This is a genomic window from Streptodolium elevatio (genome assembly GCF_040649515.1).
GTDB lineage: Bacteria > Actinomycetota > Actinomycetes > Streptomycetales > Streptomycetaceae > Yinghuangia > Yinghuangia elevatio.
On sequence record NZ_JBEZFP010000032.1, the window covers coordinates 63,440 to 77,966 of the forward strand.

Here is a 14,527-nt window from a genome sequence, read left to right on the forward strand (position 1 = left end):
GGCGGGTCCGCGGTCCGGCATCAGGCGGCCAGGACCTTGTCCAGGAACCCCGTCAACTTCTCGCGCGTGCGCGTGACCTGCTCGTCCACGGTCAGCGACTCGTGGAACCGGCCGCCCGGTTCGGGCTTTCTGATGCCCCGCACGTAGAGCGAGCAGGCGAGGTCGGTGCACAGGTAGATGCCGACCGAGTTGCCCTCTCGCCCCGCTTTTCCGGCACGCGGGGCGGTCATGAGCGACACCCCGCTGCCCGGGTGCGTCGTCAGGCAAATACTGCACATGCTGCGGTGCAGGAACCCGCGCTGCTGGGAGGGGAAGCGCATGGCGATACCGACGACGCGGCCCGCGTGTTCGGCCGCCAGATAGCTGCGATCCGGCGCGCCCGGATCCCGCCAGCCGAGGAAGTCCAGTTCCTCCCAAGGGCGTTCGCCGAGATCGCGGGGCACCGCCAAGCGCTGCGCCTCGCCCTTGGAGCAGTTGACGAAGGATGCGCGGATCTCGCGCTCGGTGAGTGCTTTCATGTCCCGCACGCTAACCTTGCCTAGGACTCCTAGGCAAATAAATAATTGATGTAGGTTTTCGGGTGAGCGGCGGGTGAGCTATGGGTGTGCGGCGGGTGCGAGTCGCGGTATCGGTCGGAGGAGGAGGAGCGGCGTGGTGCGTGCCGGGCTGACGGCGGAGCGGGTGGTCGGTGCCGCGGCGGAGCTCGCCGACGAAGTGGGCGTCGACGGGGTCACGGTGTCCGCGCTCGCGCGGCGCTTCGGGGTGAAGGACGCGAGCCTGTACTCGCACATCCGGAACCTGCGTGACCTGCGGGTACGGGTGGCCCTGCGGGCCAATGCGGAGCTGGCCGACCGTCTCGAACCCGCCGTCGCCGGCCGGGCCGGACGCGACGCGCTCGCCGCCTTCGCCGACGCGTACCGCGAATACGCTCTCGCCCATCCCGGGCGGTATGCGGCGGCACAGATGCCGCTCACCGCGGAGGACATCGCCGGGCTGGACGCCGACACGCGTTGCGGCGAGCTGGTCTACGCGGTGCTGCGCGCCTACGGCCTCGCCGAGCCCGACCTGACCGACGCCGCGCGCCTGCTGCGCGGCACGTTCCACGGCTTCGTCACGCTGGAGTCCGCCGGCGGATTCCAGCACTCCCGGCCCACCGGCGCCTCCTGGGCCGCCGCTGTCGACGCGCTGCACGCCGCGCTGGAGAACTGGCCGCGGCCGAGCCCGTGACGCGGGGTGTCGGCGCCACGCCGAATCAGACTTATGGGTACGTTCGGGACATCAGTGCCGCCGTGATCGAGGAGGCGGGCGTATGGCCGCTCCGGTATGGAAGCCCGACCCCGAGAAACACGACTTCCCGGCCGCCGAGGACTTCCTCGACCTGCTGTTCACGCCCGACGCGGTGGCGAACATCGTGCACCGGCTCCAGCACGGCAAGACCGTCGTCAAGAAGGCGAAGGACGTACTGCGCGCCTCCCGCCTCCCGCTGCTGGCCGAGGACAACCTGCATGTCGCGCACAACATCGACAAGGTGAGCGCGGGCCGCATGCTCTCGCCGGTACTGCTGGTCCGGGGCCAACCGCTGCTGATCGCCGACGGTTACCACCGCGTCTGCGCCATCTACTACCTGAGCGAGGACCTGGACGTGCCCTGCCGTCTCGCCTGACGTGCGGCCGGGCGCGGCGTACCGCGGCTACTTCGGATGCACGCGCCCGAGGAAATCCCGGGTGAGATCCACGATTTCCGCGAGATGCGTCTCCATGGCCCAGTGGCCGGCATCGGGCAGGACGTGGAACTCGGCGTCCGGCAGGTCCCGCAGGTACGCGCGACCGGCGGCCTCGGGCATGTAGCCGTCCCGCGGCCCCCACACGATCAACGTGGGCGGCCGGTGCTCCCGCAGGTATGCCTGCTGCCGCCCGAACCAGTCCATCGTGGTGCCCTGGTCGGCGAGAAGGTTCACCAGATTCTCGCGGCGGCCGGGAGTTCCGGCGACCTGCGCCCAGGCGAGCGTCCACAGGTCGGGGCTGACGCGCGCCACCAGATGGTCGGGAATCTCGCCGATGAACTCGCCGCGGAAGCCCTCCTCGTCGACCGCGTCCGCGATCCGCTCCCGGCCCTCGGGGGTCGGGTTGGTCCAATACTCCTTGAGCGGCGCGTACTTCGGTCCGTGCTCGGCGGGGTAGATGTCGCCGTTCTGGACGATGAGCGCCGCCACGCGCTCGGGCGCGTGCATGGCGAGCCGCAGGCCGAACTGCGAGCCGTAGTCGTGCAGCCAGATCGCATACCGGGTCAGGCCGAGCACCTCGGTGAAGCGCACCAGGAACTCGGCGTACGCGTCGAACGTGTACGCGAATTGTCCGCGCGGCGGCGTCCCGCTGCGCCCGAACCCCGGGTAGTCCGGTGCGACCAGCCGCCACCGGTCGCCCAGTTCGGGCATCAGGCCGCGGAACTGGAAGGACGAGCAGGGATATCCGTGCGGCAGCAGAAGCACGGGTGCGTCGGCGGGACCGGCCTCCCGGTAGAAGACCGGGATGCCGTCCACGTCCGTGGTCCGGTGCGCGACGGGGACAGGGCGGGTGGTCACGGGCACCTCCTCCAGGTCGGCCGCGGCCGGATTGCCGCCGTCACGGTCTTCGGTGGCTTCGGTGGCTTCGGTGGCTTCGGTGGCTTCGGTGGTCGCGGTGGTCGTGGTGATCAATCAAGGCTCGGCTGCGAGGCTGCCCGTCACGGTCGGATTCACACGCCACGCGTCAGCGCACGAGGACGGCGAAGCGCGTGGCGGCGACAAGGTCCGCCTCGATGGCGGCCGCGGCGGCGCGGAGCGGAGGCAGCAGGGCCGCCTCGGCCTCGGCGGGGGAGCGGCGGCTGGCGTGCATCGAGACGTTGACGGCGGCCACCGCCCGGCCGGAGGCGTCCCGCACGGGGACCGCGATCGAGCGCAGCCCCTCCTCCAACTCCTCGTCCACGAGCGCAAATCCGCGCTCTGCCGTGTCGACGAGGATGGCCGCGAGCCGGGTGCGGGAGGTCACTGTGTGGCGCGTCAGCGCGACCGGCTCGACGCGGGCCAGGCGCGCGATGCGTTCGTGTTCCGGCAGGTCGGCCAGCAATACCCGGCCCAGGGAGGTCGCGTACGCCGGGAACCGCGTGCCGACGCTGATCGCGACACTCATGATGCGGACCGTCGGGACGCGAGCGATGTACTGCACGTCGTCGTCGGTGAGCACCGCCATAGATGCGGACTCGTGGACCTTGCCGACGAGTTCGACGAGGTGCGGTTCGGTGATGCCGGGCAGGGTCAGGCCGGACAGATGCGCGAAGCCCAGGTCGAGAACGCGGGGGGTGAGCCGGAACAGGCCGTTGTCGTGGCTCGCGTAGCCGAGGTGTTCCAGGGTGATCAGGGCCCGGCGGGCCGTCGCCCGGGGTAGGCCGGTGGCCTCGGCGACCGCGGTCAGGGGCAGGGCCACCGGACGGCCCGCGGCGGCGTCCCGGGCCCGTGCGCTCACCTCGGGGTCGAACGCCGGGATCACCGCGAGCCCCCGGGCGAACGACTCGACGAACTCGGGGCCGAGTTCACGCTTCGACGCCCGCAGCACGGCCGCGACCGCCGGCGCCGGATCACCGGAACCGCCGGTCGCGGTGGACGTGGCGGGCCCGGCGTCGCCGGGGTCTGCGCTGTTGGCGGCGGGCGCGACAGGGTCGGCGGCCCCGGCGGGCGCGATGGGCCCGGCCGGTTCAGTGGCCCGCACCGGCGCGGCGAGCCGGGCCCGCATCGCCTCGGCGGTCACCAAAAGCGCGTCGAGTGTCGCCTCGCGCAACGACGCCACGTCGTGCCTGCTGGTGTGACTCACCACGCTCAGCGCGCACACGGTGCGCCCGGCGGCATCCCGCACCGGGACGGCGACCGCGACGAGCCCGGCCTCGATGAACTGGTCGTCCTGCGCCCATCCCGCGTCCCCGGCGGCCGTGGCGCGGTCCGCGAACGTCTCGACGGGCGCGGTGCCGCGCGGCGGCGGTACGGCCGGGAATCCCGCGTCGTCGGGGTCGCGCTCGCGCCGTCGGCGCCACGCGCGCCACGCCGCGTCGTCCCATTCGGCCGCGAACAACGGGCCGGGCGCCGCCCGTTCGGCCGGGACGAGGTCTCCGATGCGGAACGCCAGCGCCATCGTGCGGCGGCGGATCGCCTGGTGCACGAAGCGCACGCCGTCGGCGTCCGGCACCGCCAGCGACACCGATTCGTCGAGCGCGTCCGCCAGTTCGTCGGCAAGGCCGCCCAGCCGGGCGGGCAGGCCGGTGGCGGAGAGGTAGGCGTTGCCCAGTTCCATCAGCCGGGGTGTCAGCACGACGTCGCGGCCGTCGAGCCGGGCGTACCCGATCCGCGCGACGGTGGCCGCCACCCGGTCGACGGTGGAGCGCGCGAGGCCGGTCGCCCGCACGAGGTCGCCGAGGCTCGCCCGGCCGTCGGCCGCCGCCACCGCGCGCAGCACCGCGAGCCCTCGGGTGAGCGGCCCGACCGCCTCGGTCGGCGGCTCGTCGGTGGTGTCGGCCTGCATGGGGTCTCCGGGGATTTTGTGGCGCGCATGACGGGACGCGACGGTTGACAGCCCTTCGGGGCACCCCGCAGACTCGGGCCATCGCACTATGGTGAACAATAGTTCACCAGGCGAACACAATCAAGGCGGCGCTCGCGCCGCGCCGCTCGGCACCGTGAGGGCTCCTCGACTGCCATGGCTGAGATACGTACGCTCCGCGACGCCGTCGCGGACCTCGTGCACGACGGCGACACCGTCGCGCTCGAGGGATTCACGCACCTGATCCCGTTCGCCGCCGGGCACGAGATCATCCGGCAGGGCATCACCGACCTGACCCTGGTCCGGATGACCCCCGACGTCGTCTACGACCAGCTCATCGGCGCCGGCTGCGCCCGCAAGCTGGTGTTCTCGTGGGGCGGCAACCCCGGCGTCGGCTCGCTGCACCGCTTCCGCGACGCGGTGGAGAACGCGTGGCCGCGCCCGCTCGATCTCGACGAGCACAGCCACGCCGGCATGGCGAACCGGTACGTCGCGGGCGCGTCCCGCCTCCCCTTCGCGATCCTGCGCGGCTACCGCGGCAGCGACCTGCCGACCCGCACCGACACCGTCTCGACCGTCGTGTGCCCCTTCACGGGTGAGGAACTGGCCGCCGTCGCGGCCCTGCGGCCCGACGTCACGGTGATCCACGCGCAGCGCGCCGACCGCCAAGGCAACGTGCAGTTCTGGGGCCTGCTCGGGGTGCAGAAGGAGGCCGCGCTCGCCGCCGAACGCGTGCTGGTCACGGTCGAGGAGATCGTCGACGAACTCACCCCCACGCCTGGCGCGGTGGTCCTGCCGACCTGGGTCGTCGACGCCGTCGTGCCGGTGCCGGGCGGCAGCCACCCATCGTACGCCGCCGGCTACTCGGTCCGCGACAACGGCTTCTACCAGGACTGGGACGCGGTCTCGCGGGACCGCGCGGCCTTCACCGCATGGCTCGACACACACGTGCGAGAGGAGTCGGCCGGATGACCGACACGACTGCCGCGGACACGACTGCCGCGGACACGACTGCCGCGGACGCGACCGCTGCCGGCAAGGCTGCCGTCGGCACGGTGCCCGCGGACACGCCGCCGACGCCCGACGAGGTCATGGAGGTGAACGCCGCCCGCGCGCTCGCGGGCGCGCGCACCTGCTTCGTCGGCATCGGCCTGCCCAGCACCGCCGCCAACCTGGCCCGCGCCACCGCGAACCCGGACCTGGTGCTCATCTACGAATCCGGCACCATCGGCTCCAAGCCCACGCGCCTGCCGCTGTCCATCGGTGACGGCGAACTCGCCGAGACCGCCGACTCGGTGGTGTCGGTCCCCGAGATGTTCAACTACTGGCTCCAGGGCGGCCGCGTCGACGTCGGCTTCCTCGGTGCCGCCCAGATCGACCGGTTCGCCAACGTCAACACCACCGTCGTCGACCGCGGCCCCGACCGCCCGGAAGGCCGCCTCCCCGGTGCGGGCGGCGCTCCGGAGATCGCCTCGAACTGCCGCCGCGTGCTCATGGTCCTGCGCCACTCGGTCCGCAACTTCGTGCCCGCCCTCGACTTCGTCACCACCCTCGGCCACGGGGCGGGACCGCACGACCGCGCCCGCCTGGGCATGCCCGGCGCCGGACCCGTCGCGGTCATCACCGACCTCGGCATCCTGCGCCCCGACCCGGCCACGGCCGAACTCGTCCTCACCGACCTGCACCCGGGCGTGAGCACCGACCAGGTGCGCGCGGCCACCGGCTGGGACCTGCGCGTCGCCGCCCAGACCGCCGTCACCGCACCCCCAACGCCCGCCGAACTCCTCGCGCTGCGCGGCCTCAAGGCCGCCGGGAAGAAGGCCGCTCCGTGACCTCCGGCAACGCACCCGCCACCACGCTCGGCACCGCACCCGGCGCGGCTCCCGGCTCTCGGGGCGCGGCGGGACTCAAGGACGTCTACATCGTCGACGCCGTCCGCACGCCCATCGGCAAGTACGGCGGCGCGCTGTCCGGCGTACGGCCTGACGACCTCGCGGCCCACGTGCTGCGCGCGCTCGTCGCCCGTACGCCGGACCTCGATCCGGCGCGCATCGGCGACGTGTTCTTCGGCGACGCCAACGGCGCCGGCGAGGACAACCGCGACGTCGCGCGAATGGCCGTACTGCTCGCGGGACTTCCCACATCCGTCCCGGGCACCACGGTCAACCGGCTGTGCGGGTCGGGCCTGGAGGCGGTCGTCCAGGCGTACCGCGCGATCGCCGTCGGCGACGTGTCGGTGGCGGTCGCGGGCGGCGTGGAGTCGATGAGCCGTGCCCCGTGGGTACTGCCCAAGCCCGAACGCGCCTTCCCGGCCGGCCACCAACAGATGGTGTCGACCACGCTCGGCTGGCGCCTGGTCAACCCGGCAATGCCGCCGCAGTGGACCATCGGGCTCGGCGAAGGTGCCGAACTCATCGCGGACAAGCACGGCATCACCCGCGAGGCCCAGGACGCATTCGCGCTCGCGAGCCACCGCAAGGCCGCCGCGGCCTGGGAACGGGGGCTGTACGACGGCGAAGTCACCGCCGTCGACGGCCTGCCGGGCGTACGCACCGCGCTGACCCGCGACGAGTGCGTACGCGACAACACCTCCCTGGAGGCGCTTGGCAAGCTCGCGACCGCCTTCAAGGCCGACGGCACCGTCACGGCTGGAAACTCCTCGCCCCTCAACGACGGCGCGGCGGCCCTGCTCCTCACCGACGAGGACGGACTCGCCGAACTCGGCCGCGAACCCCTCGCCCGCATCGGCGCGTCCGCGGTCGTGGGCGTCGAACCGTACCTGTTCGGCCTCGGCCCGGTCGACGCCGTCCACCGCGCCCTGGCACGGGCCGGGCGCACGTTCGCCGACCTGCACACGTTCGAGCTGAACGAGGCGTTCGCCGCCCAGGCCCTCGGCTGCCTCGCCGAATGGCCGGACCTGGACCCGGCCGTGGTCAACCCGCGCGGCGGGGCGATCGCGCTCGGCCACCCGCTCGGCGCCTCGGGCGCCCGGCTCGCCGGATCGGTCGCGCACCAACTCGCGGCGGCGGGCGGCGGCACCGGACTCGCCGCACTGTGCATCGGCGTCGGACAGGGCCTCGCCCTCGTGCTGGAAAGGTAGGACCCGGACCCATGACGGCACCCACCCAGGCCGACATCGACCGCGAGATGCGCGCCGCGGGCGACGCGTACGCCGGGCGCCGCGCCGCCGGTTCGGCACCGGGCGAGCACCCGGCCCGCGACTACCCGCCGTACCGCAGCAGCGAACTGCGCCACCCCCGGCAGCCCCTGACGGTGGTTCAGGACCCGGACGCGATGGAGCTGAGCGGTCCGGTGTTCGGCGCCGCGGACGTCACGGCCCTCGACGCCGACCTGACCGCGCACCACATCGGCGAGCCCCTGGGGGAGCGCATCACCGTGCAGGGCCGCGTCCTGGACCGGGCCGGCCGCCCCGTCGCGGGACAGCTCGTGGAGGTCTGGCAGGCAAACGCCGCCGGCCGGTACGCCCACCGGCGCGACCGCCACCCGGCGCCGCTCGACCCCAACTTCACCGGCGCCGGACGCTGCCTGACGGACGATCAGGGACGCTACGCCTTCACGACCGTCAAGCCCGGGCCGTACCCGTGGCGCAACCACGTCAACGCGTGGCGGCCCGCGCACATCCACTTCTCGGTGTTCGGCACGGCGTTCGCGCAACGCGTGGTCACGCAGATGTACTTCCCCGGCGACCCGCTCTTCGCGTACGACCCGATCCTCCAGTCGGTGACCGACGAAGCGGCTCGCGGACGGCTCGTCGCGAGCTACGACCACGGCCTGTCGGTACCGGAGTTCTCGCTCGGCTACCGCTGGGACATCGTGCTGGACGGCCCGGCCGCCACCTGGACGGAGGACACCCCGTGACCGACCTGACGACAGCCGTCGACGCGGTCGCCGCCGACGACGCGAAGGCCGAGAACGCCGAGAACGCCGCGAAAGCCGCGACTGCGGTGACCGCCGCGACGCCGCGACTCGCGCCCACTCCGGCGCAGACGGTCGGCCCGTTCTTCGGCTACGCGCTGCCGTTCCCGGGTGGCGGCGACCTCGTACCCCCGGGACATCCGGGAGCCGTCACCCTGCACGGCCGGGTCCTGGACGGTGCGGGCACCCCGATACCCGACGCTCTCCTGGAGTTCTGGCAGGCCGGGCCGGACGGTTCCCGGCTCGGGGCACCGGGATCGATGCGCCGCGACGAGACCACCGGCGGGTTCGCCGGGCGTGACGGAGTGACCTTCACCGGGTTCGCCCGGGTGGCCACCGACGCCGACGGGCGCTACGCACTGCGGACGTTCGCTCCCGCCGGTGTGCCCTACCTGTCGGTCTGCCTGTTCGCCCGCGGTCTGCTGCACCACCTGTTCAGCCGGGCGTACCTGACCGGCGAACCCGGGTACGCCGAGGACGCCCTGCTGGCGTCGCTGCCGCCGGCCCGCCGGGCCACCCTGGAGACGGTCCGCGAACGCGACGGCGTCCACCGGTTCGACATCCGGTTGCAGGGCGGCGAGGACGCGGACGGGGGCCGGTACGAGGAGACGGTCTTCCTTGACTTCGCATGAGCCGACTCGGTACGAGCCCCCTTCGCACGGCTCGACTTCGCATGGGCCCGGAGACGTGGGCCTGACCGCCCCGGTCTCCGCGGGTACCGCGGCCGAGACCGCGACCGGCGACGCGGCGTTCCTGCGGGCGATGCTGGACGCGGAAGCTGCGCTCGTCCGGGCCCTCGCGGAGACCGGGCGGGCACCGGCGTCCGCCGCCGACGCCGTGGCGCTCGTGACGGCGGACACCGGACGCTTCGACGCACGCTCGATCGCCTTGCGGGCCCGGGCCGGCGGCAACCCGGTCATCCCCCTGGTCGCCGACATCGCCGCTCGGGTCAGCGAAGTCGACCCGGCAGCGGCCGAGTTCGTGCACCGGGGCGCGACCAGCCAGGACATCGTCGACACGGCCTGGATGCTGGTCGCCGCACGCAGCCGCGCCGTGCTGATCGACGACCTGGACGCCACCGCGGGGGCGCTCGCCCTGCTGGCCGTACGGCATCGGGACACCGCCATGGCCGCGCGTACGCTCACCCAGCACGCGGTGCCGACCACGTTCGGGCTGAAGGCCGCGGGCTGGCGCGCGCTCGTTCTGGACGCACGCGACCGCCTCGCGGGAGTCCGCCTTCCCGCTCAACTGGGCGGCGCAGCAGGGACGTTGGCTGCCTGGACGGCGGAACCACCGGCGGTACGCCAAGCGGACGGCCCGGACGACGACCCGTTCGGTGGGCCTGATGACGGCACCGGCATGCTCGTGCCGGCGGCGTACGCTCGTGCGCTCGGGCTCGCCGAACCGGTGTTGCCGTGGCACGTTCTGCGTACACCCGTCGTCGACCTCGGCGCCGCACTCGCCTTCACGGCCGGGGCACTCGGCAAGATCGCCGAAGACGTCCTGACCCTGTCCCGCACCGAGATCGCCGAACTCGCGGAAGGCACCGGCGGCGGCTCCTCCGCGATGCCGCACAAGGCGAACCCGGTCGGTGCCACGCTGATCGCCGCCACGGCGCGGCAGATCCCGGCACTGGCAGGGGTGTTGGCGGCATCGCTCGTAGCGGCCGACGAACGCCCGCCGGGCGCCTGGCACGCCGAGTGGATCCCGCTGCGGGACGCGCTGCGGCTCACCGGCGGCGCGGCCTCGGCGGCCCGCGTCCTGGTGTCCGAACTGCGGGTGGACCCGGAGCGGATGCGGGCCAACCTCGCGCTGACCGGCGGACTCGTCGCAACCGAGGGCCTGGTGGCGGCGTACGCACCGGTGATCGGCCGAACCGCGGCTCGCGCGGCGATCGAGCGCGTGGCCGCGAGGGTGACAGGCGGCGCGGTGACGCTGATCGGCGCGATCGACGACGAACCCGCCCTCAAGGGCGTCTTCGACGCCGACCGACTCGCCGAACTCATCGACCCGGCACGCCACACCGGGGCGGCGGGCAGCCTCGTCGACCGCGCCCTACGGCGCCGCCCGGCCGACCGCACCGACGCCCACGCCGACGGGCCCGACGCGGCATCCACCGACACCGATGCCGCCGTGCCGGACCGCGCGCCCGCAGCGGCGCCTGGCAAGCCGCGCGCCGACGGACCCGCCGAAGCGCCCGACGATCAGGAAGGTACGACCCCGTGACCACCCCCGTGCCGCATCACCGCGTCGACGGCGCCGGAGGTCCGCCGCTGATCCTGGGTCCCTCCCTGGGTACGACCCTGCATGTCTGGGATCCCCAAGTCACGGTTTTGGCAAGGGACTTCACCGTCGTCCGCTGGGACCTGCCCGGCCACGGCGGGACCCCGTACCAGCCCGGTGGCGAAATCTCCGCGGAGCCGCTGACGGTCGCCGCGCTGGCTGCCGGAATTCTCGCCCTCGCCGACACCCTGGGCCTCGACCGCTTCGCGTACGCCGGGATCTCGCTCGGCGGCGCGGTAGGGGCGTGGCTGGCCGCACACCACCCCGAACGCGTCACCGCACTGGCCGTCGTGTGCTCGTCGGCACGGTTCGGTGAGCCCGGCCCCTGGCACGAGCGCGCCGAACTCGTGCGGGCACAAGGTGTCGGCCCCGTCGCCGACGGCGCCGCCAAGCGCTGGTTCACCGCGGACTTCGCCGACGCCCCCGAGGCCCGGCGCCTCGTCGACGCCATGCGCGGCGTCGATCCCCACGGGTACGCCGCGTGCTGCGACGCCATCGCCGGGTACGACCTCCGCACCGAACTGCCCCGCATAGCCGCGCCGACCCTCGTCGTCGCCGGCCGGGACGACCCCGCCACGCCGCCCGCGCACGCCCGCGAACTCGCCGACGGAATCGCCGACTCCACGCTCGTGGAGATCGCCGGCTCCGCGCACCTCGCCAACGTCGAGCAGCCCGACCGCGTGCTCACCGCGCTCGCGGAACACCTGCTCGGCCCGTCGCGCGCGCGGGGGACCGCCGTGCGCCGCGAAGTGCTCGGCGACGAGCACGTCGACCGCGCGATCGCCGCCACCACCGAATTCACCGCGCCGTTCCAGGACTTCATCACGCGCTACGCCTGGGGCGAGATCTGGACCAGGCCGGGCCTGGACCGCCGCACCCGCAGCTGCATCACCCTGACCGCACTGGTCGCGCACGGCCACCACGACGAACTGGCAATGCACGTACGGGCCGCGCTGCGCAACGGACTCACCCGCGACGAGATCCGCGAAGTCCTGCTGCAGACCGCCGTGTACTGCGGGGTACCCGCGGCGAACTCGGCTTTCGCCGTGGCTGCCCGGGTGCTCGCCGACATCGATTCCCCGACCGCGCGGGCCACCCGCTCCACAGCCCAGGAAGGCACCCCGTGATCCCCGAGCACACCACAGTCGCCATCGTCGGAGGCGGGCCCGCCGGGCTGCTGCTCGCCCGCCTGCTGCACCTGCGCGGCGTGGCCTGCGTGGTGCTGGAGAGCCGGGACCGCGCGTACGTCGAGCAGCGCCAGCGCGCCGGAATCCTGGAGCAGGGCACCGTCGACGTCCTGCGTGCCGCCGGCGCGGGGGACCGCCTCGACCGCGAAGGGCTCGTGCACCACGGCATCGAACTGCGGTTCGACCGCCGCTCGCACCGCATCGACTTCCCCGCACTCGCCGACGGCGCGAGCGTCACCGTCTATGCGCAGACCGAGGTGGTGAAGGACCTCATCGCCCTGCAACTCGCCGAAGGGCCGCCGCTGTTGTTCGGTGCCGAGGTCCTCGCCGTCGAGGGCGCCGACACCGGTCGTCCGACGGTCCGCTACCGCAGCGAGGGCCGCGACCGCACGCTGACCTGCGACTACGTCGTCGGCTGCGACGGGTTCCACGGGGTCGCGCGGCAGGCGGTGCCCGAGGGCGGGCTGACGACGTACGAGCGCGAGTACCCGTACTCCTGGCTCGGCATCCTCGCCGACGTGGCACCCTCGTGCGACGAACTCATCTACGCCCACTCGCCGCGCGGGTTCGCGCTGCACAGCATGCGTTCGCCGAGCGTCAGCCGGCTCTACCTCCAGGTCCCCAACGGCACCGACGTCGCCGAGTGGCCCGACGAGCGGATCTGGGACGAACTCGACGCCCGGTTCGCGGTGGACGGCCCCTGGCGACTCGAACGCGGTCCGATCACCGCCAAGTCCGTGCTGCCGATGCGCAGCTTCGTCACCGAACCGCTCAGGCACGGTCGGTTGTTCCTGGCCGGCGACGCCGCCCACATCGTCCCGCCGACCGGGGCGAAGGGGCTCAACCTCGCGGCGGCCGACGTCACCGTGCTGGCCACCGCGTTCGCCGAATTGCACGACACCGGCTCCACCGAGCTCCTGGACGCCTACTCGGACACCTGCCTGCGGCGGGTGTGGCGGGCCGAGCACTTCTCGTACTTCATGACCACCACGCTGCACGCGGACCCGGCGCAGAGCGCGTTCGAGACCCGCCTGCAGATCGCGCAGCTCGGCCGCATCGCCGACTCCCCGCACGCCGCGGCCGAACTCGCGGAAAACTACGTGGGCTTGCCGCTCACGCCGCCGGTGGGGGAGCCGACGAGGGCGCCCGCGGCGCCGGTCGGGTGACGTACGTGTGTCGGGGCGGCCTAGTCGGGTCGGCTGAAGTGACGGCCGGGCTGATGTGTCGGTGGGCCGAGGGGGCTGCGTGGACGGGCGAGTTCCCGTGGTGGCCCCCTACGACGGCCGGCAACCGTCCGGACGTACGCTGTGACCGTGTCCAGTCCCCCCGCCTCGGCGCCGCAGGACGTCGCCGCGATCCGCAGGCACAACCTCGCGCTCGTCGCGCGCCTGCTGCGCGAACAGGGGGAGTTGTCCCGTACCGAGATCGCCGCGCGCACCGGACTGGCGGCAGGCGCGGTGACGAGCCTTGCGGCGGCCCTGATCGATGCGGGCATGGCCCGCGAAGCCGGCATCCGCCACGTCGCCGGAAGCGCCGGACGCCCGCGGCGCATGCTGGCGTTCGACGGATCCTCGGTCGCCGTGGTGGCCGCCCACGTCGACGCATCCACCGTCGGCTCGCTGGCGGTGGACCTGGCAGGCCGGGAGCTGCACCGGGCCACCGTCGGGCACAACGCCGCGCACGGCGACGTCGATACCGTCATTGCGTGCGTTGCGCGCGAGGTCGGCGACGCGCTCGCGGCGGCAGGGTCCGCCGGCGTGCGGCCGGCCGCCATCGGCATCGCCGTGGCCGGGGTGGTGGTCACCGGGTCCGGCGAAGTGGCGTTCGCGCCGAACCTGGGATGGCGGCACGTACCGCTCGCCGAGGCACTGCGCGAGGCCCTCGGGACCGGCCTGCCGATCCTGCTGGACAACGACGCCAACCTCACCGCCATCGCCGAACTGCGGGCGCTGCCCGCGGACTCCGCGGCGCGACACCTTGTGGTGGTCAGCGGGTACGTCGGAGTCGGCTCGGGAGTCGTCGTCGACGGACGCCTGTTCCGTGGGTCCGCGGGAGGAGCGGGGGAGGCCGGGCACCTGGTGGTCGCGCCCCGCGGCCCGAAGTGCTGGTGCGGGCGTCGAGGGTGCCTGGAGGCTATGGCCGCGCCGCCGGAACTCGCCCGCCTCGCCCGCTTGGCGCCCGAGGATCCGGCCGATCTCGGCGCGGCCATGGCGGAGTTGGTGGTACGTGCCGAACGCGGCCACAAAGGAGTACTTCGGATCCTGGACGATCTGGGCGGCCGCCTCGGCGAGGTGGCCGTCACCCTGGTCACCGTGCTCGGCTCACAGGCGGTGGTCCTGGGCGGGTACTACGCCGCTCTCGCGCCATGGGTGCTGCCTCGTGTCGAGGCGGCCCTCGAGGAGTTGCGCGGCATCGACGCGTACCGCGACGTCGAGGCCCGGGCCGGAACGCGCGGCGCCGCCGCACCCGGGGGGGGGGGGGCGGCGCGGGGGGCGGGCCGGGGGCAGGGCGCCCCCGCCCCCATATTTGCGCCCCCCCCCCCCCGAAAGGGAGAGC

14 protein-coding genes are annotated in these 14,527 nt (G+C 73.6%); 11 read left to right on the forward strand and 3 right to left on the reverse strand.

Going from position 1 to position 14,527, the window contains the following annotated elements; genetic code table 11:
* Positions 1-20: 20 nt before the first annotated feature.
* Positions 21-518 (reverse strand): FBP domain-containing protein, encoded by a 498-nt coding sequence (locus AB0C36_RS15180; protein ID WP_358353846.1) that lies wholly within the window; start codon positions 516-518, stop codon positions 21-23.
* A 133-nt stretch (positions 519-651) separates the two neighbouring features.
* On the opposite strand from AB0C36_RS15180, the gene AB0C36_RS15185 reads away from it, so the two are divergent.
* Entirely contained in the window at positions 652-1,227 is a 576-nt protein-coding gene (locus tag AB0C36_RS15185; protein ID WP_358353848.1) for a TetR/AcrR family transcriptional regulator, read from the forward strand.
* 82 nt (positions 1,228-1,309) lie between these two features.
* Positions 1,310-1,663: a hypothetical protein gene (locus AB0C36_RS15190; protein ID WP_358353851.1), complete on the forward strand. Its 354-nt coding sequence runs from the start codon at positions 1,310-1,312 to the stop codon at positions 1,661-1,663.
* 27 nt (positions 1,664-1,690) lie between these two features.
* Here AB0C36_RS15190 and AB0C36_RS15195 read toward each other — a convergent pair whose 3' ends face one another.
* Positions 1,691-2,695, reverse strand: a complete 1,005-nt coding sequence (locus AB0C36_RS15195) for an alpha/beta fold hydrolase (protein ID WP_358353853.1) — start codon at positions 2,693-2,695, stop codon at positions 1,691-1,693.
* Between the two features lie 52 nt (positions 2,696-2,747).
* Positions 2,748-4,547 (reverse strand): IclR family transcriptional regulator domain-containing protein, encoded by a 1,800-nt coding sequence (locus AB0C36_RS15200; protein WP_358353855.1) that lies wholly within the window; start codon positions 4,545-4,547, stop codon positions 2,748-2,750.
* Positions 4,548-4,721: 174 nt separating this feature from the next.
* Between AB0C36_RS15200 and AB0C36_RS15205 the strand changes: the two genes are divergently transcribed.
* The 9 genes from AB0C36_RS15205 to AB0C36_RS15245 form a co-directional block, all read left to right on the forward strand.
* Positions 4,722-5,537, forward strand: coding sequence for a CoA transferase subunit A (locus AB0C36_RS15205; RefSeq protein ID WP_358353857.1), 816 nt, complete (start codon positions 4,722-4,724; stop codon positions 5,535-5,537).
* A gap of 119 nt (positions 5,538-5,656) precedes the next feature.
* Positions 5,657-6,397, forward strand: coding sequence for a CoA-transferase subunit beta (locus tag AB0C36_RS15210; protein ID WP_358353870.1), 741 nt, complete (start codon positions 5,657-5,659; stop codon positions 6,395-6,397).
* An 89-nt stretch (positions 6,398-6,486) separates the two neighbouring features.
* Complete coding sequence (locus tag AB0C36_RS15215; protein ID WP_358353872.1) at positions 6,487-7,665, forward strand: thiolase family protein; 1,179 nt, start codon at positions 6,487-6,489, stop codon at positions 7,663-7,665.
* 11 nt (positions 7,666-7,676) lie between these two features.
* Entirely contained in the window at positions 7,677-8,444 is a 768-nt protein-coding gene (gene pcaH, locus AB0C36_RS15220) for a protocatechuate 3,4-dioxygenase subunit beta (protein WP_358353858.1), read from the forward strand.
* Between the two features lie 86 nt (positions 8,445-8,530).
* Positions 8,531-9,133 (forward strand): protocatechuate 3,4-dioxygenase subunit alpha, encoded by a 603-nt coding sequence (gene pcaG, locus AB0C36_RS15225; protein WP_358353874.1) that lies wholly within the window; start codon positions 8,531-8,533, stop codon positions 9,131-9,133.
* 55 nt (positions 9,134-9,188) lie between these two features.
* On the forward strand, positions 9,189-10,727 hold the full coding sequence (locus AB0C36_RS15230; protein ID WP_358353860.1) for a lyase family protein: 1,539 nt from the start codon (positions 9,189-9,191) through the stop codon (positions 10,725-10,727).
* The gene (gene pcaDC, locus AB0C36_RS15235) at positions 10,724-11,911 is read left to right on the forward strand and encodes a bifunctional 3-oxoadipate enol-lactonase/4-carboxymuconolactone decarboxylase PcaDC (RefSeq protein WP_358353862.1); all 1,188 of its coding nucleotides are present in this window, start codon (positions 10,724-10,726) and stop codon (positions 11,909-11,911) included. The genes AB0C36_RS15230 and pcaDC overlap by 4 nt, the downstream gene beginning before the upstream one ends.
* Complete coding sequence (locus AB0C36_RS15240; RefSeq protein ID WP_358353877.1) at positions 11,911-13,137, forward strand: 4-hydroxybenzoate 3-monooxygenase; 1,227 nt, start codon at positions 11,911-11,913, stop codon at positions 13,135-13,137. Before pcaDC ends, AB0C36_RS15240 begins: the two co-directional genes overlap by 1 nt.
* A gap of 147 nt (positions 13,138-13,284) precedes the next feature.
* Positions 13,285-14,527: ROK family protein (locus AB0C36_RS15245; RefSeq protein WP_358353865.1), on the forward strand; the 1,243-nt coding region annotated here is incomplete at its 3' end.

What these genes read in the sequence shown, in the direction of transcription:
- AB0C36_RS15205 (WP_358353857.1), top strand. Translation starts at nt 4,722, where the DNA reads ATGGCTGAGATACGTACGCTCCGCGACGCCGTCGCGGACCTCGTGCAC.
- AB0C36_RS15200 (WP_358353855.1), bottom strand. Translation starts at nt 4,547, where the DNA reads ATGCAGGCCGACACCACCGACGAGCCGCCGACCGAGGCGGTCGGGCCG.
- AB0C36_RS15180 (WP_358353846.1), bottom strand. Translation starts at nt 518, where the DNA reads ATGAAAGCACTCACCGAGCGCGAGATCCGCGCATCCTTCGTCAACTGC.
- AB0C36_RS15210 (WP_358353870.1), top strand. Translation starts at nt 5,657, where the DNA reads ATGGAGGTGAACGCCGCCCGCGCGCTCGCGGGCGCGCGCACCTGCTTC.
- AB0C36_RS15190 (WP_358353851.1), top strand. Translation starts at nt 1,310, where the DNA reads ATGGCCGCTCCGGTATGGAAGCCCGACCCCGAGAAACACGACTTCCCG.
- pcaH (WP_358353858.1), top strand. Translation starts at nt 7,677, where the DNA reads ATGACGGCACCCACCCAGGCCGACATCGACCGCGAGATGCGCGCCGCG.